Below are 22,595 nucleotides of genomic sequence, written 5' to 3'. Positions count from 1 at the left end.
GCTAATCGCACTGCGACTACGGGCCAAATGGGAAGGCTTGGTATTGGGGGAGAGGCTTATCAAGACGCATCTGAAGCGGCTCGTGATCTATTGTCCTGGCTATGATTTACGCCCGACCCGGCACTGTTTCCCGATGCTCAAGAAGGAGTTCGACACTTTCCTGACCATCCGGGGAGTGGACGGTGCCTTTTCCCCACTCAAGGAAGGCCTCGCGCCTGGAAGCACCACGGCCAGTTGGAGCGGGCGTGTAGACTGGCCGGAGGGCCGCGTCGACACGACGTTTGTGCAACTTGGTTGGCGGGACGTCATCAAACCCGATTTTCAACGCTCCTGGCCGCGCACGATTTGGGATGCACTGCGGTCTTTCCTGATGATCGCGCAGGCCGGTGGATACCGTGCCGCCCTGAGAAGCAATTGGGCGCACGGGGTGTTTTGCCTCTATCCTCCCGTGGGCCTTTTTCTCTATTTTCTGGCCAGCCTGCTGCCGCCGCTCCTTCTGGCGCCGGTGATTTTCCGCAATGTGGCGGCTGCCATCCAGGGGGAACATGCGGATGAAGCGGCCTGGGCTGTGTTCCTGGGAAGCAGCGCGGCGTGGTTGGTCGCGGTTTATCTGCTCATGACCTGGCTGGAGCCCAGGTCCTTCTTCCGGTACCTGGTCAACAGCTGGCACTTCATGGCCCGGCTTGCCCGCAGCGACCACCCGGACATGGTTGCCCGCATCGAGGAAAGCGCCGATCTGATCGTTGCCGCGGCTGCGGAAGCAGAGGACGACACGGACCTTGTGTTCGTGTCCCACAGCTGCGGCACCTTCGTGGCGATCTATATTCTTGCCGCGGTTCTGCGCCGACAGCCGGATATCGTCAGGCGCCCCGGCGGTTTTTCTTTTGTCACGCTGGGGCCCGCATTCGATTGCCTGGGTGCGTTCGGACCGGACGGCGGGTTTGGCGACGCCGTGACGGCGGTGGCCCGTTCCGGTGTCGACTGGACGGATCTCTACGGCCCCCACGACCCGCTCTGCGGCGGCCGCACCGCACCGGTGGCGCGGTATGCCCGGCCGGCCGGGTCAAGCGAAACTCTGCCGGAGCCCAGACGGTATAGCGTGCGCATTCCCGACAGAATGACCGCAGACAGGTTCCGCCATCTGCGCTTTCGCTTCTTTGCGCTTCACTTCAATTATTTTTTCGCCTCGGTACGTCCAGGCCTGTTCGACTTCTTTCGCCTGACCCTCGGCCCCAGACGCGCCGTTGACCAGCTCAAGGCCTGGGACAAGGGGCGGACGCAGCGGCCATGCGACCTTCCAACATCAGCCCAAGCCAAGCCTAGCGGTCACCCGGGAAGCGGACGGTTTGCAAGAGTTCGATGACCTCGCCGGCCGGCCCTTTAAAAATAGCGTTTCGAACCCGAACTTCGGGGTCGCCAAGGGTCAGGGTTTCCGGACCATTGAGATGCCTGGCACCGGCTTCACCAATCCGGAGGCACGCTTGATCAAGATCTGTCACGCTCAGGCAGAGGTGCGCGAGGGCACCGGTTGAAACCTTTTGACCATTTTGCGCACCGACACCTTGCATCGGGATCCCGGCCTTCAGATCGAACAGTTCGATCCAGCTTTTTCCGTCCGGTGCCTGCATCATGACTGCACGATCAATGCCGTAGTCCGGCAGAGCCCAGTCGTGTACCTGGCGAAAACCGAGTTCTTCATAGAACGAGACGGAGCGTTGAAGGTCGGGGGTGCGGATCGCAAGGTGGTGAAAGCCGGTAAAAACTTGTTCTGACATAAGGGGATCTCCATGTTTCGGGAGACACCTACCGGAGCTTCCCGCACATGAACCAGTCTGACAATTTTGACACAGCAGATCGGACCTGGTCGACGATCCAGGAGCGAAACCGGGGCAATCTTCATGGATGGTGTGATCTTGCAGCCGGCCTCCAGACTGTGAGCGGACAATGGAAAGCTTCGATCCTGATTGCGCTGTCCGAGAAGGATAGCGGTCTGCCGGACATTCAGCGACGCCTTGAGTTTGCAAGCCGCCGCGTCCTCGTCCGGGCATTGCGCGACCTTGAAAAGGACGGGCTTGTATCGCGATCAGCTCCTGTTGCAACGGTGTATTCCTTGACGCGTGATGGTCTGGCGCTGGTGCCCATCTTGCGGGACCTTGCCGTCTGGAATTCTGCTCGCACCGGCTGACCTCAGGAAAAGAGAGCTCCATCAGGATGCCCTTGAAATGCGCTGTGGCATGAACCGCGACTAGAGCCAGTCCCCCTGCCAAATTTTGCCGGTTTGCATGTCCTGACCAATCAAATGGGGATCAGGGCTGCGCAGCACACACCCATACACAACTTTTGATGGAATTTTTGCCGGCGCGATTTTCGTTTGAGCAGATTGGTATTTCATCGGAAAATCCGCACCCGCAACGAAAGTAAAAAGCCACCTTTACACGCAGAGCGCGATACGGGAGTCTGCGTTGGGGGCATTCATTCTCGCCAGGCTCACTTGAGAGGTCCGATGCGGATTTTGAGATTGTTGCTTGCGGGCCTGGTTATCGTCACTGCAGGGTTTGTCATTGCAGGCGAACATCTCTCAGGCACAAGCGCAGATGCCGTGATCAATGCCAGGCTTACAACGGTCCGGGCGCCAACCGCCGGGCGCCTGACGCTGGAACACCGGTTGCTTGGATCTTCCGTGACAGAAGGCGAGCAGCTCGGGTCGATCAATGACCCCCTTGTCGACAACGTCCACCTCAACGAATTGATCCGCGAAAAGGCTTTCGTGGCCGCCGAGATCGACCGCCTGACGAACATGATTGCCGCGATCGAACAATCCATCAGCGATTTGCAGGCGAGATCGGAACGCTATCAGCGGCAGCGGATCCAGCAGCTTGAAGCCGAGCTGCGCGCCCTGACTTTCGAGATTGGCGCGGCCGAAGCCAGAGGGGATGAAGCAGAGGCAGCTTTCCAGCGGTCGAAGAAACTGACAGACCGCGGCCTGGAGCCTTCCGCCTCCTTCGAGCGCATAAGAGCGACGCAGCGCGTGGCCGCTCAGGACCTGGAAAGTGCGCGACAGAGGGCGGCGATAGTCGAAATCGAACTGCAGGCGGCTCGAAGCGGGACGTTTCTGGGCGATGGTTACAATGACGCCCCCTATTCCGAGCAACGCATTTCGGAACTGACACTTGATCAATCCGAAAAGCAGGCCTTGCTCAATGCACAAAAGGCAAAGGCAGTGGCTCTGGACAATCGCATCAACGTCGAGCGGCTGAGAGTGAACCGGCTGAGATCCTCGAAACTCATTTCGAACGTCAACGGAACCATATGGGAAGTTCTTGCTGCAAATGGCGAGACGGTTGGGCGGGGCGAGCCGCTGATGCGCCTCGTGAACTGCTCCTCCACCATCGTCACTCTGAGTGTCGCGGAATCCGTCTATAACCGTCTGAAGATCGGTGACCTTGCGAAGTTTCGCGTGAACAACGACCAAAAGGTTCTGGAGGGAACGATCACGCGCCTGGCCGGTTCCGGGGCAGAGACGATCTACCGGAACCTTGCCGTGGCGCCCAGCGAACGGCACCTGCAGCGTTTTGATGTGACCCTTGTTGCGCCGACCATCCGGGAGGACCCGGCACTTGCCTGTGCCATCGGGCGAACGGGACGGGTTTTCTTCGAAGCAAGGCCGCTCGATTTCCTGCGTAACCTCTGGCTCTGAGATGTTCCCGGTCGTCTATCTCAGCGATACAGTCTCCAGCATCGTGCAGCTCAATCTGGTGCTTGCCTTCGGGATGCTCGTGCCTTTGCTGCTCTCCCGGGAAAAGACCTGGCACAGGGCATTGCTTTTCGTAGCCTGCGCCGTTCTGACCGCCCGATATCTTTATTGGCGTGCCGCTTACACGCTTGCGCCGCTGGACCTGATTTTCGACTGTCTCGCAAGCTGGTCCTTCTTTGCGATCGAATGCGCCGCATGCCTGTCGTCGCTGAGTGCATTTCTTATCCTGTCGCGGCATCGCGACCGCAGGCAGGAGGCGGACCGACAGCAGGCGTGGTGGAAGCCGGAGCCCGCACCAAAGGTCGCCGTTCTCATTCCCACCTACAACGAAGACCGGGACATACTGGAACGGACGATCGTCGGGGCCCTTGCCCTCGATTACCCGGATTTCAGCGTCCATGTGCTTGATGACAGTGGGCGCGATTGGCTGAAGGACTACTGCGCTTCGCAAGGTGTTACCTATGTCAGGCGCGCCGAAAACACAGGCGCCAAGGCCGGCAACATGAACCATGCCCTCCGGCAAATGGCTGCGGAAGGTCCAGAGCCCGCCTTCATTGCCATTCTCGATGCAGACTTCGTTCCGCACAGCAATTTCCTGAAAAGAACGATCGCGCTGCTGAAGGACGACGAGGTTGGGCTGGTTCAAACACCACAACACTTCTTCAACGCAGATCCGATCCAGCACAATCTCGGCCTCAGCCGGTCCTACCCGGACGAGCAGCGCTTTTTCTTCGACTATCTCCAGCCGTCGCGCGACGCCTGGGGCATTGCCTTCTGCTGCGGAACTTCTTCGGTCATCCGGTGGAGCGCGCTCAGGAAGATCGGCTGGTTTTCAACGGAAAGCGTCACCGAGGACTTCCTTCTGACGCTGTGCCTGAAGGACGCCGGCTACACCACTGTCTACCTGAACGAAGCCCTTTCAGAAGGCCTCGCACCGGAAGGGCTCAAGGAATATATCAGCCAGCGCGCCAGATGGTGTCTGGGCATGATGCAGATCGCCCGCAGCCGGCTCGGACCCTTTTCCGGCAACCGCCTGGGGCTTGCCGACCGGTGGAGCGTGATCGACAGCGTTCTATACTGGACAACGAACTTTCCCTTCCGGATCGCCATCCTCGTCTATCCGCTGCTCTACTGGTACTTCAACATCCTGGTCGTCGATGCGACCATGCAGGAAGTGCTCCGGTATTTCGGCACCTACTACCTCTGGATCCTTATTTCCCTGAACTTCGTGTCCGGAGGTCTGGTCGTTCCCATAGTCAACGACATCAGCCAATTGCTGGGTGCCGTTCCCATTACCAGAGCCGCCATCACCGGACTGTTCTTTCCCAAAGGGCATCCCTTCTCCGTGACCGCAAAAGGCGGAGACCGAAGCCGGGTGGTCGTTCAATGGCGCCTGATCGCCCTTTTCGGCGCTTTTTTCCTGCTGACACTTGTCGGTTTGCTGCTCGGCATCATCTCCGACTACTTTGCGTATGAGGACGCGGGCGACGGCAAGATCGTTATCATGTTCTGGACCTTCTACAACCTGATCGTCCTGGGTGTGACGATGATTGTCTGTGTGGAACTTCCCAGGCGCGAGGTCCATTTCCAGGACAAGCCCGAACGGGCCATTCTTCATTCAGACAAGGGCAGAACCCGTGTCTGGATTGTGGGGCTTACGCAAAATTCGGTCAGAATCCGTGGGGCTGCCATGCATGACGATGCCCCGGTCAAGATCGAAATAGACGGCGTTGGCATCGTCAACGCCATCGTGACAATGCCGGATGACGACGGCGCCCGCCTGCTTCTGGAGCCGAAACCGGAACAACATGAGGCCCTGCTACGCCGCTTCTACACGACGGGAGACGCCCCGGGGGTGACCAAGACCCGATACCGTGCGCTGCTTGGCGATCTGACGCAAAGACTGTCGACACCGCACCGCTGACAGCGCACATTTTCAGGGATGCATTACGTTCTGCAGCCTTGCGACCGCCGCACTCAACACCCTCACCTCGGCCGTTGTCTTCGCCTCATATGGGTAGATGTCCTCTCCACGCATGACTGCCCTTGCCGTGTTTGCCAATTTGCCGAAAGGGCGCACGAAGATCAGAATGAACAAACTCGTGAGGGCCACGAGGACGATGCCAAGGGTCACGAAGTAAATGATGAACAAGCTCGTGAAATCACCGATCTGATGCGCATTGTTGCTGACGCGCGCGATCATGCTCCAACCGAATGCAGGCAGATCCGCGTAGCGCAGGGCCGGTATCACCGTCGTGAAGTAAGTCGTGCCGTCCGGCCATTTCTCGCTCCCGGTTTGGCGCACCCCGGTCATTGCGGACCTGAAGCTCTGCAGTTTGTCGATAGGCCCGGAAAGACCGTCCGTTCTTGCGACGATGCTTCCTGTCCGGTCGATGACATAAACATCCAGCCCCATGGAATGAGCAGATTCTGTCAGATGTTGTTCGACCCAGTGGTGATTGATGTAAAAGGCCAACACCCCCTCGACCGCACCGAAGTCGTCGGTTACAGGCGTTGCCATGTCGAGAAAAGGCCGCAGTTCGTTTCCCGCGGAAGGTAGCAGCTCACCCTGGAGCACGTCCCCGGCAAAATCACCTCCAAGCCCATTCCGGAACCAGGCTCGCCCCGAAACATCTTCACCTTCCAGCAGGCCCGAGGAAGCCGTCAGAACCGTTCCATCGACAGACGCAAGGCCGGCCCAGGAAATCCGATCCTTTCCGGCAACGACCAGATCCAACGCGGTCCGGACGATTGGCTCACCCTGCCCGGGTATCTCCTCCGCAATAACGCGAAGATTACGCCAATCCTGGTAAAGCTCACGGGCAAAATTAAGCGCGACCCCTTCGACCCTGACCGAGACCGCTTCCGCAAGAGCTGCGTCGCGGCTCTCCTTCAACCGCTCGCCGACAAACGACCATGCGGTCAGCACCGCGATCACGCCCCCAACCGCAACAAAGCCGCATATGGCCACCACCAGGGAAGGGTAGCCACTCCTGGCACGCTTCTCGGTCATCACTCGCTCCTCATCCCATAGAGAGGAATCAGACACAGCGAATAAGGGAAATTGTGTGACAACCACCACTACCGGTGGTGGGAAACAGGAGCAGGCATCTGCTTTCAGACGCGATGGTTAAAGACTTCTTACCAGACTGATTAAACTTTGATGCTTTATGGAGGTTCGGATTGAGGAGCATGAGGCGAACATCAGCCTGCAGTGGCAGATCGCCGTCAACCGCTCAGACAGTGCAGATCTCAGCCTCTGGTCCGCCCTTCTCTAGAACGTCCCATCATACGCGCGCCGTTCGATCCGGCAGGCCAGCAGGGTGAAGCCTTCGCGGACAAGGGCGTCCTCGGCTTCGCGGCGCAGGGTCTCTGCATCTTCCACCCACACCCCGTGACCCCCGTAGGCTTTGGCAACGGCGGGGAAATCCGTTTCGCCAAAATCGACACCCACATTCGGGCGCTGGCTGGACCGCTGTTTCAATTCGATCAGCGACAGGCTGGTATCGACCAGCACGCAGATGATGACGGGGATCTTGAGGTCACGCAGGGTGGAAAGTTCGCCGAGGCACATTTCCAAGCCCGCGTCGCCGACAAAGGCAATCACAGGAGACGTGCCCTCAACCACACGATGGCCCATCGCCAGCGGCACGGCGCAGCCCATGGTGCAAAGCGCGGAGGACTGAAGCATCTGTCGCGGCATCGGGCAGCGCCAGATCTGGCTGACGAGAATGCGGTGAGCACCACTGTCCGCGGTTGCCACCGTATCGGCCGGCAGAGATGTGCGCAGCGTGTGGAAGACAGTGCCCGGGCCCCAGCCTGAAGCCTCCGGCGCAAAGGCCTTGTCCAGTTCGGCCCGAACAGCGGCAGGTTCGCCCTCCGGCCAGGAAGGCTTTGCCGGCTGGCGGGCTGCGCCCAGAAGATCCAGCGCCGGCTGCACGGCGCTGCGCAGCGTTGAGCGCGCGCTGTGCATGCCATGAGTGCGCAGCACCGGGGTGACGTCGATTACCGGTGCATCGGCCGCCCAGGGATTGCGCCAGTTGATGCGCATCTCGATAGGGTCGTAGCCGAGCAGCAGAATGCAGTCGCTCTTGTTGATGAGTGGCAAGAGCAGGCCATCTGCCTTGGGTGAGAGACCGGCCCCACCAAGCGCAAGCGGATTGTTTTCGTCCAGCAGTCCCTTGCCCTTGTAGCTGGTGACAAGGGGGATCTGAAACGCTTCGCAGAATTCGGTTATTGCCGCGGAAGCTGCCTCGTTGACGGCATCGACACCGGCTATTGCAATTGACCGTTCGGCATTTCTGAAAAGCTCCAGCGCCGTGTCGAGATCCGGACCGGACACCGGGGCACTCGCCGCTGGAGACGACTGGAACGCACGGCTCCAGGCTTCCTGTGTGTCCCCTTCGGCAACACGGATCGGCACGTCGATATGCACTGGCCCGGGCTGGCCATCGAGCGCGATGGCCAGGGCCTTTTCCATCATCACGTCGAGTGCCCCCAGACGGGCAGAGAAGCTTGCCTTCACGATGGGGCGCAGCAGTTGCTGATGATCGAACACCTGGTGGGTGTAGCTTTCCGCCTCGCCCTGGTCGACACACCCGGTGAGGAAGATCAGCGGCACCCGGTCCTGCCAGGCATTGGCAACGACGTTGACCGCATTGGCTGCGCCCGGCCCGAGCGTTGCCAGAAGCACGCCCGGCGCGCCATCCGCATGCCAGCCACCTTCGGCCATGAAGCCGCCCGCGTTCTCGTGTTTCACCAGCACGAACTTGAGGCCCGCCTCGTCCAGTGCCTGCATGAGGGCCAGAACTTCGCCGCCCGGAATGCCGAAGGCATGGCGGCAGCCTGCCCCGTGAAGCTTGCCTGCGATAATATCCGCACCGGTGGTCATTTGCTGCTGTGTCCTTCAGTCGCCGCGTCTGGCGGGGTTGGGCCGAGGTCGAGAACCCCTCTGCCGGCAAGATCGGAAAGGGTGGCCGCGCCAAGGCCGAGATGACGGGTCAGAACATCCGTCGTGTCGGCCCCCACAAGCGGCGGTGCGCTGCGGTAGGCAACCGGCGTCTTTTCCAGATTGATGGGCGAACCGATCAGATCAACCTCACCGGCGAGAGAATGGGGCAGCGTGATGCGCATTTGCCTCGCAATCACCTGCGGATCGGCGAAGACCTGCTCCAGATCGTTCACCGGGCCGCAGGGAACGCCCGCCGCCTCTAGGTCGGCGATCCATTCTGCCGCGGTCTTCTCGATGGTGAGGCGGCGAATTTTCGGGATCAGCTCTGCGCGGTTACGCACCCTGTCGGCGTTCCTGGCGTAAAGCGGATCAACGGCCAGGTCCGGCGCTCCAGCAACCTTGCAGAACTTGGCGAACTGGCTGTCATTGCCGACTGCCAGAATGAAGGACTGGTCGCTCGCCGGAAAAGTCTCGTAGGGAACGATGGTTGGATGACCATTGCCGAGACGTCCCGGCACCTTGCCGGACGTAAGATAGGCAACACCCTGGTTGATCAGCCAGGAGACTTGGGCATCCAGCAGAGAAATGTCGATGGATTGACCTTCACCGGTGCTGTTGCGGTGGTTGAGCGCGGCAAGAATAGAGACCGTCGCATACATGCCGCACATGACATCGGCGATGCCGACACCGCATTTGGTTTCCGTGCCGCCGTCTTCGTCAGTAAAGCCGGTCAGCGACATGATCCCGCCCATGCCCTGGATCAGGAAATCATACCCGGCCCGCTGCGCGTAGGGGCCGGTCTGGCCGAAGCCGGTGATGGAACAGTAGATCAGGCGCGGGTTACGGGTCTTCAGCGTGTCGTAGTCTAGTCCGCGCCGCTTCAGATCGCCGACCTTGAAGTTCTCAACCAGAATGTCGGCCTTTGCCGCCAGATCGGCAATCAGTTGCTGCCCCTCGGGGCTGGCAAGGTCGATTGCGACGGAGGCCTTGTTGCGGTTGGAAGACAGGTAATAGGCGCTTTCGCCGGTTTCCCTGCCTTCTCCGTCCTTCAGGAAAGGTGGGCCCCAGCCACGTGTATCATCGCCCCGGCCCGGCCTCTCGATCTTGATCACCTCTGCGCCAAGATCACCCAGGATCTGGGTGCAGGTCGGCCCCGCGAGAATACGGGACAGGTCGAGGACAACAAGACCGGACAAGGCACCGGGTGTAGCGGAGGACGGCTGGGACAAGGCTCACCTTCGAAAAGACGTTTTCCGGTAAAGGCCACAGGCCGATAGGCTACGTCAACAAGCCAGCACCAGCCCCCCGAACACGCCCCCTCACTTTCTCGTTAGAACCGGGAAGACGTATGCACTCCTTCGCGGGGAGACACGGGCTCGTGCGAACAAGGACACCTGGCTGGTCGGAAGAGGAATGGCGGCCTCCATTTCCCCACCAACAAGAGAGAAAGCAGGAGCTTGTTTGCCTCCCCCTACCTGCGTCATACCATGGCATCCATGCCGTGCCCCGCCCTCTTGCCACGGCCTTGCGTGATGTGAGGATGCGGCATGGATTGTCGGATCAAATCCGGCAATGACGGTGGAGGGAGAGGAGCAGGAGACTTGCAGCCCGCTCCCTTTTTCTCATTGAGTGAAACGTCCCTGACAACAAATCTTGCCTACGTCGCCCAGTCCTTCATCTCGGTAAGCTTGTTCCAGGCGCGTTTGATCCAGCTTGCCCTGACGCTATGGCCGCCGTCGTGGAGACAGAGTTCCAGGAAGCCTTGTTCCGGCTGCCAGTCCTCGCAGGTGAGATTGCCTTCGGTGTAGGTCTTCGGCTCGGTATCCTCGAGACCGGTCTGGCGGCGCCAGACGTCGAAGCTCTTGAAGACATCGCCCTGTTTCCACTTGCCTTGACCAAGCCAGCGCCCTTCCAGAGGCACAACGGTGTCCGACGTTCCATGGACGTGGAAGAGATACGGCGTTTCCGCCACGCAGGATTCCGGCAGCGGTTCCCAGAAGGCACCGGCAATGGGCGCGTAACCGGCGAAAAGATCCGATTTCTCGCAGGCCGTGTACCAGGTCATGAAAGCGCCTTCCGAAAAGCCGGACAGCATCGTGCGGCTGCGGTCGACGCCGAAGCGGTCGGACAGATCCTGGAGGACACTGTCGAAAAAGGCCGGTTCGTTGCGCAGGTCACGCGGCGAGGTCGGGAAAGACCAGGTGCCGTTCACGCCCTGCACGGCAACAAAGGCAACACCCAGGTCATCCGCCATCTGAAGGAAGCTCTGGTTACGGATCTCGTTGATCGCCTTGCCCTTATAGCCATGGAGAAAGAAAATCGCGCCCAGAGGCTTGTCCGCCGGCCGGTTGGCCGGCAGATGGATGTAATACTCGCCGTTCCCGATCTCACAGGGTATTTCCTCGCCGCAGGTGGATGTGCCTGCCGCTTGTGACGGTGCGCCGAATGCGCCAAGGGCCAGAACCACGGTCCCCGCCAACAGGCTGAGGCGTCTGGAAAGATCGGTAACTGTCGCCAATGACATGAAGTGCTCCTTACACGGTGGAAACCATTGCCCCGCTTCGCCGGTAAAGATGACCCCCGCATGGCTTTTGTCCAGCGGATCGTCTTCACAAATCGGCGAGAGGGCCTCGGGACCGCTGAGCAGCCAGGGTCCACACCCTGGGTGTGGAGCCTAGTCCCATGTGCCTTCCGTCGGAATATTGAGAAGACGGCCGCAGTGTTTGCAGTGGACCGCATCCGGGTCGTGCCGGTTGAGGCCGCAATCGGGGCACGGCAGATTGACCTTGGTCGGGCGGAAAATCGTCTGTACCAGCCGCAGGAACAGGGCAACGCCGAAGATCATGATCACCACCGTCATCAGCCGGCCGACGCTGTCGCTCATGGTGATGTCGCCGAAGCCGGTCGTCGTCAGCGTGGTAACGGTGAAATAGAGCGCGTCGAGATAGTTGTTGATGTTGGCGTTGCGGTCGTTCTCGACCACGAAGACCAGCGCCGTGACGACAAAGATGAAGACGATCAGGTTGATGCCCGACTGGAAGATTTCCTCGTTTTGGCGGAACCACTTCGATGCCTGGCGCAGCTCTTTCAACAGGTGATAGGAGCGCATCAACCGCAACATCCGCACAACGCGCAGGAAGGCGAAATTGTCGAAGAAGGCCGGAGCGATCAGTGAGACGACCACCACAATGTCGGCCAGCGAGGTGAAGCTGAAAACATATTTTAACCGCCGGCTGTCGGCGATCAGGCGCGCTGTATAGTCGAGCGCCAGAACAACGGCGATCGCATAGTCCAGTTCATGATGAATGCGCCCCTTGTCGATCATCGACGAGACGATGAAATAACCGATGGTCACCAGATCGAACAAAAGAAGCGAATACCGGAAAGCCTGCGACGCGACCGTATCGCCAAAATAGAGTTGCCGCAGGATTGTCCGCAAACTTCGCTTCGTGTCCGCCATCGACTTCCCCTGTTTCTTACCGGCCTAACCGGCATACGCTTTGTGCGCTAGATAGATCATTCGTGCAGATGGCGCACGATGCTGCTGCAAACAAGCTGTTTATTCTCACGTCCGACCGCACTAATGTCCGCGGTCAATCAACCGGCCCCCTTGAATTCCGCCGAATGCAGGAGGCCCGAAACTTTTCAGAACCAGCCTACGTTCCGGCGACCGCCCGCGAATGCCGGCAGGTTCAGAGGCCGGAAAGGCCCAGCCAGAATGGAAGCGTTACATGTTTGATTTGACGGGACAAGTTGCCCTGGTAACGGGCGCGAGCCGCGGTATTGGAGAAGCCGCCGCGCGGAGCCTTGCGAAATACGGCGCCAAGGTGGTTCTGGCGGCGCGCTCCGGCAAGGATATCGAACGCATTGCCGGCGAGATCCGTGCGGAAGGCCGCGATGCGACTGCCGTGACTTGCGACGTTGCCGATTATGACGACGTGGTCAAGGCGGTGCAGACCGCAATCGACACTTACGGCAGCCTCGACATTCTGGTCAACAATGCCGGAGTGATCGACCCCATCGCCCGCATCGAGGACAGCGATCCGGCGGAGTGGGGCAAGGTCATCGATATCAATGTGAAGGGCGTCTACTACGGCCTGCACGCTGCGGCTGCGCATATGCTGAAAAAGGGTGCAGGCACCGTGGTCAACATCAGCTCCGGAGCTGCCGTCAGCGCGCTGGAGGGCTGGAGTCATTATTGCGCGTCGAAGGCGGCCGCGCTCTCCCTTACCCGGTGTGCGGACAAGGAATTCGGCGACAAGGGCCTGCGCATCGTCGGCCTCAGCCCGGGCACGGTGGCAACCCAGATGCAGGTCGACATCAAGTCTTCCGGACTGAACCCGGTCAGTCAGCTCGACCCTTCGGTGCATATTCCGGCCAGTTGGGTGGGAGAAGCCATCTGCTGGCTGTGCACGCCTGCGGGCGATGCCTATCGCGGTGTGGACTGCTCGCTGCGCGACGAAGATGTGCGCAAGTCTGTCGGCCTGATCTGACCCCTGGCCAAGCGCTGCGCGCTCCAGGATCAGCGATGCGAAGGCCTTTCTGGTGTCAGGGAAGCCTTTCTTATGGCAGACCGCTCTTCAGGGAATAAGGCTTCAAAACCAAAAGAGGGCCGCGTTAGCGGCCCTCCCATGAGATCGACGTGACACAAGTCCCGGATCAGATCCCAGCGAAATCTCGCACTACCAGAGGCTGCTCCAGCACCGTTCGATTCCGCCCAGATACTTGGGCCACGCACCGATACTCATTAGACATGGGCACACCTCCTTTCAGCTGTTGAACACACTAAGAGTGTGGGGTCGCAAACTCCGTTTCACAAGCCTAAAATCAAGGCGCGGTTGCCAATCCGTTACGCAATTCACAGGTCTGTCACCGAGAGGTCACAGCCTTGTCGGCGATCGCAAGGAAAACCGTATCGAGTTCCCCTGCCAATTCTTGCAAGGCTTGGCCGCCTTCTTCCATGTATGGCGCAAAGACAAACCCGGGCGTTTTCCAGGACAGGGTCGCCGTTCCATCTGTATTCTCAGTCACATAGAACCGAATCGGCGCCTCGATGCCCGCGGCAACGGAAGCTTCCAGCATCCGGACGGCGTAGTCGTTGCGGTAAACGCCGACGACCCTGTTGCCGGGAATGGTCAGTCCCCTGCTCTTGGCGCCATCGGACGCGCTGGCCTGGGTCACGACCAGCATGCCTTCGTCCTTGATTGCGCTTTTCAGATCATCGACCAGCGCCGTGTAGCTCTTGGTCGTGGGCAGGACCTGCCAGCCCTCACGCTCGGACAGACTGTCCGCCCTCGCCAGTCCGGCGGCGAACAAACAGGTGACAAAAACCAGGGCAAACAGACGCATCTTTTTTCTCCCGCGAGCGATGTTGCAATGCTGCTCACCCTAGCGGGGCCTGTGTCACGGACGCCTCACAATGTGGTGTACGGCGGGCAAGGTGTGGAATGCTGAAAGAGTGTTCATTCGCATTGAAGATCTGAGACCCGTTGGCGACCAGACATAATCCGTTTCGGGATTGATGGAATGAACTACCTTTTTGAATTCGGTGCCTAAGGCATACCGAGACGCAGGCGCAGGCGGGTTCCTGCGAGGCTTCCGAGGAAGCCAAAGACCAGCCAGAGCCAGCCGTGCAGCGACCCCGACACCAGGCCGCCCAGATAAGCGCCGATGTTGCAGCCGTAGGCGAGCCGGGCGCCATAGCCCATCATCAGGCCGCCCGCGATTGCTGTCAGCACATCGCGTCGGTTCAAACGCCAGACGGGCGCAAAGCGGCCGGCAAGGCCCGCGGCCACCATCGCTCCCAGAATGACGCCGAAATCCATGACGGAAGTGGTGTCGCGCAGCACCGGGTTTTCCAGCGCGCCGCGCTGCCAGGTCCAGTAAGGCCAACTGTCCACCGGCACACCCGCGGCATGAAACAGCTTGCCGCCCCAGAGCGCGAACGCAGAGGTGATGCCCCAGGGCCGGCCGACCACCACGAATGTGGCAATGCCGACGATTGCCAGCATCACCGCCCCCATCATTGGCGACCAGGGACCGGAGAGAAAAGACTTCGTGGGCCTTGCTTCGGCAATCGAGCCATGAGCGCGCCGTTCGATGACAACGGTCGCAATCGCCAGAAGGCCAAGCACAAATGCGGTCAGAAGAAAGGCCCCGTGAGGTCCGAATTCCCGGATGAGGGACACTGGCGGCAATTTGGGCAGGCGGCCCCACAGATGCAGATGCGCCGTCGCCGCCACCGACCCGAGGATGAAACCCGTCAGGGTGATCATCATGCGGGTGGAGCCGCCGCCGGCGGTAAACAGCGTGCCGGACCCGCAGCCACCGCCCAGTTGCATGCCGATGCCGAAGAGGAAGGCCCCGAACGCGGCAGCCAGACCGAAGGGAAATACGAAGCCACCAGTCGGCCAGCCCAGCACATGCCCCCAGGCAATCAGGGGAAAGGAAACGGCGCTGGTCAGAAGAATGAGCACGAACTGCGCTCTGAGGCCTCCGCCCCGTTTTTCCGTGACGATCCGCCGCCAGGCGGCCGTGAAGCCGAAACTTGCATGATAGAGCGACAGCCCGGCGAGACCGCCGATCAGGGCGGCCACTGCCTGGCGCGGTCCGGCTTCTCCATAGGCGCCCAGCGCGACCATGGCCAGAAGGCCGCCCGCGATGGCGACAACGGCTGCTTGAGATTTCCCGACCGCCAAGGCCATGTGTAGCTGCTCCCGCGCAGATCCGGCTTTAAAAGCCTTATACGAAGACTTGCACTTCCGGCCTTAATTTCGCAACGAAAGTGTCTTTTCTTCACCTACACATTGCCAACACCTTTTTGTGTTTTGCAGTTCAAGTGTTGCCTGCGGATTTTGGGTAGGAATATTCAGCCGCCCCGAGCTCTGCAGCCGCGGTTGGCGGGCCCCGGGTTCAGAGGGCCTGGGTGAGAAACAAAAAGGCCTGTTATGCGTCTAACTGATCAATTCGGATATGAGCTTACCCTGTCCAGCAAGGAAGCCCTGACCGCCTGGAACGAAACCGTGAAAGCCTTTCTGTCGCATGGCAGGACCACTCCTCAATATCTGGAGACCTGTCTCGGCCTGGAACCGGAGTTTGCGCTGGCGCATGCGACCCGCGGGATTTTCTGCCTGCTGCTGGGACGCCGAGAGATGACCGCAACGGCGCAGGAATGCCTGTCGATAGCCAGAACCTCAGCCCGGAACACGCCGGTGACAGCCCGCGAACAGGCCGTCATCGATGCGCTTGGGACCTGGTTACAGGGCTTTCCGACACGCTCCGCCGATCTTCTCGATGCCATGCTGGTGTCAGTTCCCGAAGACACGTTGATCTTGAAGCTTGTTCACGCCATTCGCTTCGTTCTGGGTGACTCCACCGGCATGCGGACGTCGATCGAACGGGTGCATACGGCCTATGAGGAAACGCACCCGGCCTATGGCTACATGCTCGGCTGCCGCGCGTTTTCTCTGGAAGAAACGGGCGACTATCGTCTGGCGGAAGCTACCGGCCGCAGGGGGCTGGAGTTTGCCCGCGACGATGCCTGGGGCCTGCACGCCGTCGCCCATGTGCATGACATGACCGGTCGGTCGGAAGAAGGCGCACGCTGGCTGGAGTCCAATCCCGAAGGCTGGGCTCATTGCAACAACTTCGGCTATCACGTGTGGTGGCACCTGGCGTTGATGTATCTGGACCGGGGCCAGGCCGACAAGGCGCTGGCGCTTTACGACAACGACGTCCGAAAGGACAAGACCGACGACTACCGCGACATTTCCAACGCGGCGTCTCTTCTTGTCCGTCTGGAAATTGAAGGCGTCGATACCGGCGCGCGGTGGGATGAACTGGCGCTTTTGTCCGATAAACGCGCCGAGGACGGCAGCAACGTGTTTGCCGACCTGCATTACCTGCTGGCCCTGTTGAACGGCGGCCGCCGGATGGGCGCCGACCGGCTGTTGAACGGGCTGAGGGAACGCGCGCAAGGCGAAACCGATATTGGCCGCGTCACCGCGGAAGCCGGACTGCCGACAGGCCTCGGTCTGGAACAATACCGGAAGGGCAATTTTGCCTCGGCCTTTGCCCTGCTGGACTCTGCAAGAGACAATCTATACATGGTCGGCGGCTCGCACGCTCAGCGCGATGTTTTCGAGCGAATCACGATCGATGCAGCCCTGCGGGCAGGCATGCCAGAGGATGCGGAACGACTGCTCAACAGCCGGACTCACAAACGCGGTGCGCTGGATCGATTTGCCGAACAACGTCTTGAACTCTGCGATAAAATGCAACGCGCCCACCGAGTTATGGAAGACCAAAAACTCAGGGCTACCGGCTCGGTCTGATCCTCAGCCGGCACTCGATTGATCAATTATCTCTGGACCCAACGTGAACGCTCACACACAAACGAAACGCCCACGCGATCCGCGGCTCGATTTTTTCCGCGGCCTTGGAATGTTCATCATCTACGTTGCCCACCTGCCCTGGAACTGGTGGACGCTCTGGATCCCCGCCCGTTTCGGGTTTTCCGATGCAACGGAAATCTTCGTCTTCTGTTCCGGCATGGCCTCCGCGCTCGCCTTCGGCAAGATCTTTGATGTTCACGGCTGGGGGATGGGGGCAGCCCGGATCCTGCATCGCATGTGGCAGGTTTACTGGGCGCACATCGGCCAGTTCCTGGTCGTCGCTGTCGGCATCGCCATGCTGCAGTACAGCGGCTATCTGGCTGAATGCTGCAATCTGAAGGAAAACTATCTTGCCTCCCTCAATTTGCTGCATCTCTTTGACAACACAGAGGCTGCCCTGCCCGGATTGCTGACAATGACCTGGGTGCCGAATTACTTCGACATTCTGCCCATGTATGTGGTGATCCTGTCACTGATCCCGATGATCATGCTGGTCGCCCGCTATTCGGTGCCGGGAGCTTTCGCCTTGTCGATCGGCCTGTGGCTTGCCGCCCAGTTCGATCTTCTGAGCCTGCCGGCCGAACCCTGGTCCGACCGTGAGTGGTTCTTCAACCCCTTCGCCTGGCAGATGCTGTTCTTCACCGGCTTCGCCTTCATGCGCGGCTGGATTCCGGCGCCACCGGTCAGCAAGCCCTTGATGGTGCTGTGCGCGGTTGTCCTGATCGTCACGGTTCCCTTCGCCTACTTCCGCGCCTACCAGGAAGCGCACCTGAACCTGGTCTGGGCTCGTGAAATCCGCGAAGTGATCAAGCCGCTCTGGATCAAGACGGAATTCGGCCTCTTCCGCTATCTGCATTTTCTGGCGCTGGCCTATCTGGCCTGGGTCGCCGCCGGCGAACACGGCAGGCGCCTGCTGGGTCACGGTGAGACCTGGGGCCGGTTCGTGCGCGTCGTGCAGAAAGTGGGCCAGCAGTCTCTTCCGGTGTTCATGGCCAGCCTGGTCATTGCCCAGGCAGCCGGCATCCTGCGCGACATGGTGTGGGGCCGTGGTGAGTTGTTGCCGCAGGTCCTGTCCAACCTCATCGGGTTCCTGGTGCTGATTGCCGTTGCCTATGTGGCCGGCTGGTACAAGAGCCAGCCCTGGCGCAAACCGCCCGCAACATCCAGCTCCGGCCCCTCCGAGCGACCGAAAAGCCCACCTGCCGATGGCGGCCAACCGGCATCCAGGTCAAAAGCCGACACCCGGGAACACGCCCTCACCTGAGGACAGGAAAAGGCTTGCCCCCTATCTGAACGCCCGCAGAAGCAAGTCTTCTGCGGGCGTTTTGTTTTTCGGGAGCCGCCGCCTCTTTCGAAGCAGGTATTGGCTGAACCGTCCGCTTGGTTGGGATCATCGTTCAAACACCGAAGAAGTCCCTCTGCGGTTCCTTGCCCTGAAAACACAAACACCGGCCAGGCGGCCGGTGTCGTAACGGTTTTACAGGTTATGCGGGAGGCGTCAGTGCAGGGACGCCATCTCCAGATCCGCTTCAAAAGCATTGGCAACGGCTGCTTCCCGGCTGTCTGCCAGCAGGATCGGCGTACCGTCCGCATTGAGAAGCGCGTAAAGCGTCATGTTGTCGTGCAGCGGCGGGACATCGGGAAACATTTCCTTCAGATCCCGGGCCTTGATCTGCTTGATGTAGGCTACATCTCCGGTGCCCAGTTCGGTCAACTCATCAACCGACATGAACTCGGAAAAAAGCGCGCGGTCTGCCCAGGAGGGGCTATCGGGGTTTTGCATCAGTCATTCTCCATATGTTGGCCGGCGCACGTTCATTCGCCGCTGGAGATTTCTATTTTTCTGATGACACGCTCCGGTTCAGGACGTGCCAAGTCGATGGACAGAAGCCCATCTTTCAGGTCGGCTCCGAGGATCTCGATCCCCTCGGCCATGACAAAGGCCCGCTGGAACTGACGGGCGGCAATGCCTCGATGCAGATACTGCCGGGTCTTGTCATCCACCTGACGCCCCCGGATGACCAGCTGACTCTCTTCTACCGAGACTTCAAGCTGCTCTCTTGTGAACCCTGCCACCGCCAAGGTGATCCGAATGACATCGCCCTGATCTTCCGTTTTCGGAAGTCTCTCGATGTTATAGGGCGGATAACCGTCGTTGGCGGCCTTGGAGACGCGATCGAGCACGCGCTCGATATCGTCGAACCCGAGCATGAACGGGCTAGAAAACGCTGACATGCGTGACATCCTCAAAGTCCTTGTTGAAGCGACCTTGCGCCCGGACCCTTTCAAGGCATCCGGACCGGAACCAACCGGTTCCATTCATGATTAAATATGGAGCTTCGTTAAAATTGATTCAAGGAGCCAGAAATTCGCCTGATTTTCGCTTTTGCTTCTCTGTGAATTATTCAGCGGAAAGAAGCCAAAATCGGGTTCTGTTTCAAGAACTTCGTCAGAGCAGAAACCGCCTGGCGAACTGTTGGTTCATGACGTTCGTCCTGATGCATGACAAGCCACCGCTCGGTTTCCATGCTGTCGAACGGGCCGCCAATGCGCACGAGATCGGGAAAGGCATCGCCAACGAAGGTCGGCAAAAGCATCCGCGCATTGCCCTTGCGAACGAGTGACAGGGCAAGCGAAGCCTTGTTGACGGTGATCACCGCATCCGCGCCATGGTTTTCTTTCAGCCACAGGCCGGTCGGCGAATGGGCATCGTCTTCCACAAGACCGACCCAGCCAGGCTCCGCACCCTTTGGAACGCTTTCGGCCTGATACGCGGCATAGTGCACCTTTCCGACCTTCTGCCCCGCCAGCCAGGCCTGTTTCGGCCGGCTGTTGCGGATGCCGATGTCGATCTGCCGGCGGGCAATATCCCGATTCCTGAGATCTGCGAGAATTTCCGGCAGCCAACCGGCGTCAGGGGTCCAGAAGGACGAAAGGTTGTCGATCAGAAGCCGCGCGGTCCAGTCTCCGGCAGAAATCCGGATCCTCCGGCGCAGGCCTTCTCCTTCTTTCCAGGCATCGATGCTGCGGGCGGTCTGATCCATGTCTTCCAGGTATCGCAGGAGATCATGCGCGGCAGTGGTGAGCTGATAGCCTCGCGCTTCACGTTCCACCAGGCGGACATCAAGGCTTTTTTCCAGCGCGGCAACCCGGCGGCCGAGCGTTGCGGAACTGACGCCGGTCTTGTCTGCCGCACCGGCAAGGCCACCCGCTTTGGCGACTGCCAGAAACAACCGAAGATCTTCCCAATCGACGTTTCGTTTCATTTTTGAAATCTCGTTTTCAATTAGAAAACATGGGAATAGGCACGCCCCATGAGACTATCTGCAAATTCCCTTTCAACAAACTCAAATTTGAAGGGAGCAGCAAATGCTCATTCCCTATTCCCTGCCTTTGCAAAAGAAGTTCGGCGACAACCGCGTGCCAGGATGGAACGATCCCCTCAGATCGCTCTATCCGGATCATGCGGAATTCTGGCCGCAGCAGATCCCGGAGCATATCCGGCTGCTAGAACTCAGCAGGAGGCTGGCGCGTAAACGCCGGCGGCTTTTTCTGCTGAAACTTTTGAAAATGTGCCTTGGCCGTCCGCCCAGAGGGAAAAAGCCTCGGCGTTTCTCCAAGGCCTCTTGCGATAAGACATCTGGCGGGCACGCGGCAGACAGCGGCTCTTCCGCCCCAGGCGTTAGTACCCTGTTTCCTGAAACGACGACCGCCTGACAAGGGTCAGTTTCGCCTGGGTTCAGATGACTGCCATAGGAGGTCTCGAACACCGGCTTGGCGGGCTCGAACGCGATGCTCTGGCGCGGCTCGTGTTTCAGCGGCGCCGGAGGAGGCTGTGAGACACGTTTTTTTCATCGCTGTGCCGCTTGCGCGAACCGGCCGGAACAGCCACTCTGCCGCTCCTGCCGACGGACCCGCCTCCGATCCCGCGACTTGACGAGCCTACAGATGACCCGCAACGAGTTTGACGCCTTCTGCAAACAGCTTCCGGCAACCACGCATGTGGTGCAATGGGGCAACGCATCGGTCTGGAAGGTCGGCGGCAAGATCTTTGCCATTTGCTCGGGTTGGGGCCAGGGCGATTTTCCACGTTTCAGCTTCAAGTGTTCCGATATCTCCTACTCTCTGCTCACCCAACAGGAAGGGATGATCCCCGCGCCCTATCTCGCCCGCGCAAAATGGGTGCAGATGGAAGAGGAAGGCGCGCTGACCGACGCGGATCTGAAAGCCTATATCGAAGCTGCCCACAAGATCATCTCGGCCAAGCTGACCCGGAAACAGCAGAAGGAGCTGGGTCTTGCCGGGTGAGATGGCAGGCAAATGGCGTTCGCTCGGCCTGCTGATGCTGGCTGAGATCGCCGCCATGAGCCTGTGGTTCATGTCCGCCGCGATCCTGCCCGATCTGACCCGGGAATTTGCCATATCCGATTTCGCCCAGGCTGCGCTTTCCAGTGCCGTCCAGATCGGCTTCGTGTTCGGCGCCGTCGCCTCGGCCTTTCTGGGCCTGGCTGACCGGATCGACCCTCGCCGGTTCTTCGCTTTCAGCGCGATCACCGCCGCGCTGTTCAATGCCAGCCTGCTGGTGGTGGAACCGGGCGGGGCGGTGTCGATCCTCGCGCGGTTCGCGACCGGCGTGCTGCTCGCCGGGGTTTATCCAGTCGGCATGAAAATCGCTGTCGGCTGGGGCCAGAAGGATCGAGGCTTTCTGGTCGGCACGCTTGTCGGCGCACTTACCTTCGGTTCTGCCGCACCCCATCTCCTCGCCCTGCTCGGTGGCACCGACTGGCGCTGGAGCCTGAGCGTTGCTTCGTTCGCCTCTGCCATTGGCGGCGTGCTGTGCCTTTTTGCCGGTCTCGGGCCGTTCCATGCCAAGGCGCCCCGCATGAAGATAAAGGCCATCTTCACTGCCTGGACCAATCCGAAGATCCGTTACGCCTATGCAGGCTATCTCGGCCACATGTGGGAGCTTTATGCCATGTGGGCGTGGATCGGCGTCGCCCTTACCGTTTCCTTTTCCGCGCAAATGCCGGCGGAGACCGCCCTCCCCTTGTCTCGCCTGATTGCGTTCCTGACCATAGCGGCCGGTGGTGCTGCCTGCGTTCTCGCAGGGATCATGGCGGATCGTGTCGGCAAGGCGAATATCGCGATTGCCGCCATGGTCATCAGCGGCACCGCCGCACTTGCCTCGGCCCTCACCTTCGGCGGTCCTGTCTGGCTGACGATCCTCTGCGTCCTCGTCTGGGGCGCCGCCATCCTGCCGGATTCAGCCCAGTTCTCGGCCCTTGTCGCCGACTATGCGCCCCCTGACCAGGCCGGCAGCCTGATGAGCTTCCAGACTGCCCTCGGCTTCGCGCTGACCTTTTTCACGGTGCAATTGACGCCGCTCGGGGCGGATCTGATCGGCTGGCCCGGCGTGTTTGCTGTGATGGCCATTGGCCCGGCATTCGGGATTATGGGAATGTTAAGATTAAAACGGATTGATTGAAGTAATATCTCC

The 22,595-nt window shown here is 60.0% G+C and carries 21 protein-coding genes; 9 read left to right on the top strand and 12 right to left on the bottom strand.

Going from position 1 to position 22,595, the window contains the following annotated elements:
- The first annotated feature begins 43 nt into the window (after window positions 1–43).
- A complete protein-coding gene (locus tag FMN63_RS02295) occupies window positions 44–1,363 on the top strand; it encodes a hypothetical protein (protein WP_148582316.1) in 1,320 nt (439 codons plus the stop codon).
- Here the strand turns inward: FMN63_RS02295 and FMN63_RS02290 are convergent.
- Window positions 1,320–1,775 carry a VOC family protein gene (locus FMN63_RS02290; protein WP_148582315.1) on the bottom strand — a complete coding sequence of 152 codons (456 nt, stop codon included), beginning with the start codon at window positions 1,773–1,775 and terminating at the stop codon, window positions 1,320–1,322. The genes FMN63_RS02295 and FMN63_RS02290 overlap by 44 nt on opposite strands.
- A 47-nt stretch (window positions 1,776–1,822) precedes the next feature.
- On the opposite strand from FMN63_RS02290, the gene FMN63_RS02285 reads away from it, so the two are divergent.
- Window positions 1,823–2,185, top strand: a complete 363-nt coding sequence (locus FMN63_RS02285) for a winged helix-turn-helix transcriptional regulator (RefSeq protein ID WP_148582314.1) — start codon at window positions 1,823–1,825, stop codon at window positions 2,183–2,185.
- Window positions 2,186–2,245: 60 nt separating this feature from the next.
- On the opposite strand, the gene FMN63_RS29335 is transcribed toward FMN63_RS02285, so the two are convergent.
- Window positions 2,246–2,392 (bottom strand): hypothetical protein, encoded by a 147-nt coding sequence (locus FMN63_RS29335; protein ID WP_153297087.1) that lies wholly within the window; start codon window positions 2,390–2,392, stop codon window positions 2,246–2,248.
- Between the two features lie 111 nt (window positions 2,393–2,503).
- Between FMN63_RS29335 and FMN63_RS02280 the strand changes: the two genes are divergently transcribed.
- Together FMN63_RS02280 and FMN63_RS02275 are read left to right on the top strand one after the other, a co-directional pair.
- Window positions 2,504–3,697, top strand: a complete 1,194-nt coding sequence (locus FMN63_RS02280; protein ID WP_148582313.1) for an HlyD family secretion protein — start codon at window positions 2,504–2,506, stop codon at window positions 3,695–3,697.
- Between the two features lies 1 nt (window position 3,698).
- Window positions 3,699–5,678, top strand: coding sequence for a glycosyltransferase (locus FMN63_RS02275; protein WP_148582312.1), 1,980 nt, complete (start codon window positions 3,699–3,701; stop codon window positions 5,676–5,678).
- A 12-nt stretch (window positions 5,679–5,690) separates the two neighbouring features.
- Here FMN63_RS02275 and FMN63_RS02270 read toward each other — a convergent pair whose 3' ends face one another.
- The 5 genes from FMN63_RS02270 to FMN63_RS02250 all read right to left on the bottom strand — a co-directional run bounded on the left by FMN63_RS02270 (window position 5,691) and on the right by FMN63_RS02250 (window position 12,165).
- Window positions 5,691–6,767, bottom strand: coding sequence for a cache domain-containing protein (locus FMN63_RS02270; protein ID WP_148582311.1), 1,077 nt, complete (start codon window positions 6,765–6,767; stop codon window positions 5,691–5,693).
- Window positions 6,768–7,028: 261 nt separating this feature from the next.
- Window positions 7,029–8,645, bottom strand: coding sequence for a thiamine pyrophosphate-binding protein (locus FMN63_RS02265; protein ID WP_148582310.1), 1,617 nt, complete (start codon window positions 8,643–8,645; stop codon window positions 7,029–7,031).
- Entirely contained in the window at window positions 8,642–9,934 is a 1,293-nt protein-coding gene (locus FMN63_RS02260) for a CaiB/BaiF CoA transferase family protein (RefSeq protein ID WP_148582309.1), read from the bottom strand. The genes FMN63_RS02265 and FMN63_RS02260 overlap by 4 nt, the downstream gene beginning before the upstream one ends.
- Before the next feature lie 428 nt (window positions 9,935–10,362).
- Window positions 10,363–11,229: a CE1 family esterase gene (locus FMN63_RS02255; RefSeq protein WP_209000884.1), complete on the bottom strand. Its 867-nt coding sequence runs from the start codon at window positions 11,227–11,229 to the stop codon at window positions 10,363–10,365.
- A gap of 150 nt (window positions 11,230–11,379) precedes the next feature.
- On the bottom strand, window positions 11,380–12,165 hold the full coding sequence (locus tag FMN63_RS02250) for an ion channel (protein WP_148582308.1): 786 nt from the start codon (window positions 12,163–12,165) through the stop codon (window positions 11,380–11,382).
- A gap of 271 nt (window positions 12,166–12,436) precedes the next feature.
- Here FMN63_RS02250 and FMN63_RS02245 point away from each other — a divergent pair, with 271 nt between their 5' ends.
- Entirely contained in the window at window positions 12,437–13,198 is a 762-nt protein-coding gene (locus FMN63_RS02245; RefSeq protein ID WP_162854976.1) for an SDR family NAD(P)-dependent oxidoreductase, read from the top strand.
- A 376-nt stretch (window positions 13,199–13,574) separates the two neighbouring features.
- Here the strand turns inward: FMN63_RS02245 and FMN63_RS02240 are convergent, their stop codons facing one another.
- Both FMN63_RS02240 and FMN63_RS02235 read right to left on the bottom strand, forming a co-directional pair.
- Window positions 13,575–14,054: a DUF302 domain-containing protein gene (locus FMN63_RS02240; protein ID WP_148582306.1), complete on the bottom strand. Its 480-nt coding sequence runs from the start codon at window positions 14,052–14,054 to the stop codon at window positions 13,575–13,577.
- A gap of 203 nt (window positions 14,055–14,257) precedes the next feature.
- Complete coding sequence (locus FMN63_RS02235) at window positions 14,258–15,409, bottom strand: YeeE/YedE family protein (protein ID WP_148582305.1); 1,152 nt, start codon at window positions 15,407–15,409, stop codon at window positions 14,258–14,260.
- Window positions 15,410–15,652: 243 nt separating this feature from the next.
- Between FMN63_RS02235 and FMN63_RS02230 the strand changes: the two genes are divergently transcribed.
- Window positions 15,653–17,038 carry a tetratricopeptide repeat protein gene (locus tag FMN63_RS02230; RefSeq protein ID WP_148582304.1) on the top strand — a complete coding sequence of 462 codons (1,386 nt, stop codon included), beginning with the start codon at window positions 15,653–15,655 and terminating at the stop codon, window positions 17,036–17,038.
- Window positions 17,039–17,147: 109 nt separating this feature from the next.
- A complete protein-coding gene (locus FMN63_RS02225; protein ID WP_148582303.1) occupies window positions 17,148–18,362 on the top strand; it encodes an OpgC family protein in 1,215 nt (404 codons plus the stop codon).
- Window positions 18,363–18,596: 234 nt separating this feature from the next.
- Here the strand turns inward: FMN63_RS02225 and FMN63_RS02220 are convergent, their stop codons facing one another.
- From FMN63_RS02220 to FMN63_RS02210, 3 genes are all read right to left on the bottom strand, one after another.
- Window positions 18,597–18,881 (bottom strand): BQ00720 family protein, encoded by a 285-nt coding sequence (locus FMN63_RS02220; RefSeq protein WP_148582302.1) that lies wholly within the window; start codon window positions 18,879–18,881, stop codon window positions 18,597–18,599.
- Window positions 18,882–18,913: 32 nt separating this feature from the next.
- Window positions 18,914–19,342, bottom strand: coding sequence for an Hsp20 family protein (locus FMN63_RS02215; RefSeq protein ID WP_148582301.1), 429 nt, complete (start codon window positions 19,340–19,342; stop codon window positions 18,914–18,916).
- A gap of 161 nt (window positions 19,343–19,503) precedes the next feature.
- Complete coding sequence (locus FMN63_RS02210) at window positions 19,504–20,364, bottom strand: LysR family transcriptional regulator (protein WP_148582300.1); 861 nt, start codon at window positions 20,362–20,364, stop codon at window positions 19,504–19,506.
- Window positions 20,365–21,046: 682 nt separating this feature from the next.
- Between FMN63_RS02210 and FMN63_RS02205 the strand changes: the two genes are divergently transcribed.
- Both FMN63_RS02205 and FMN63_RS02200 read left to right on the top strand, forming a co-directional pair.
- Window positions 21,047–21,406 carry an MmcQ/YjbR family DNA-binding protein gene (locus FMN63_RS02205; protein ID WP_148582299.1) on the top strand — a complete coding sequence of 120 codons (360 nt, stop codon included), beginning with the start codon at window positions 21,047–21,049 and terminating at the stop codon, window positions 21,404–21,406.
- Window positions 21,396–22,583, top strand: a complete 1,188-nt coding sequence (locus tag FMN63_RS02200; RefSeq protein WP_209000882.1) for an MFS transporter — start codon at window positions 21,396–21,398, stop codon at window positions 22,581–22,583. Before FMN63_RS02205 ends, FMN63_RS02200 begins: the two co-directional genes overlap by 11 nt.
- Window positions 22,584–22,595 lie beyond the last annotated feature (12 nt).

The organism is Stappia sp. BW2, assembly GCF_008107695.1.
Classification (GTDB): Bacteria; Pseudomonadota; Alphaproteobacteria; order Rhizobiales; family Stappiaceae; genus Roseibium.
Note: the sequence above shows the minus strand (reverse complement) of the source record. Positions and strands in the feature narration are given on the sequence as shown.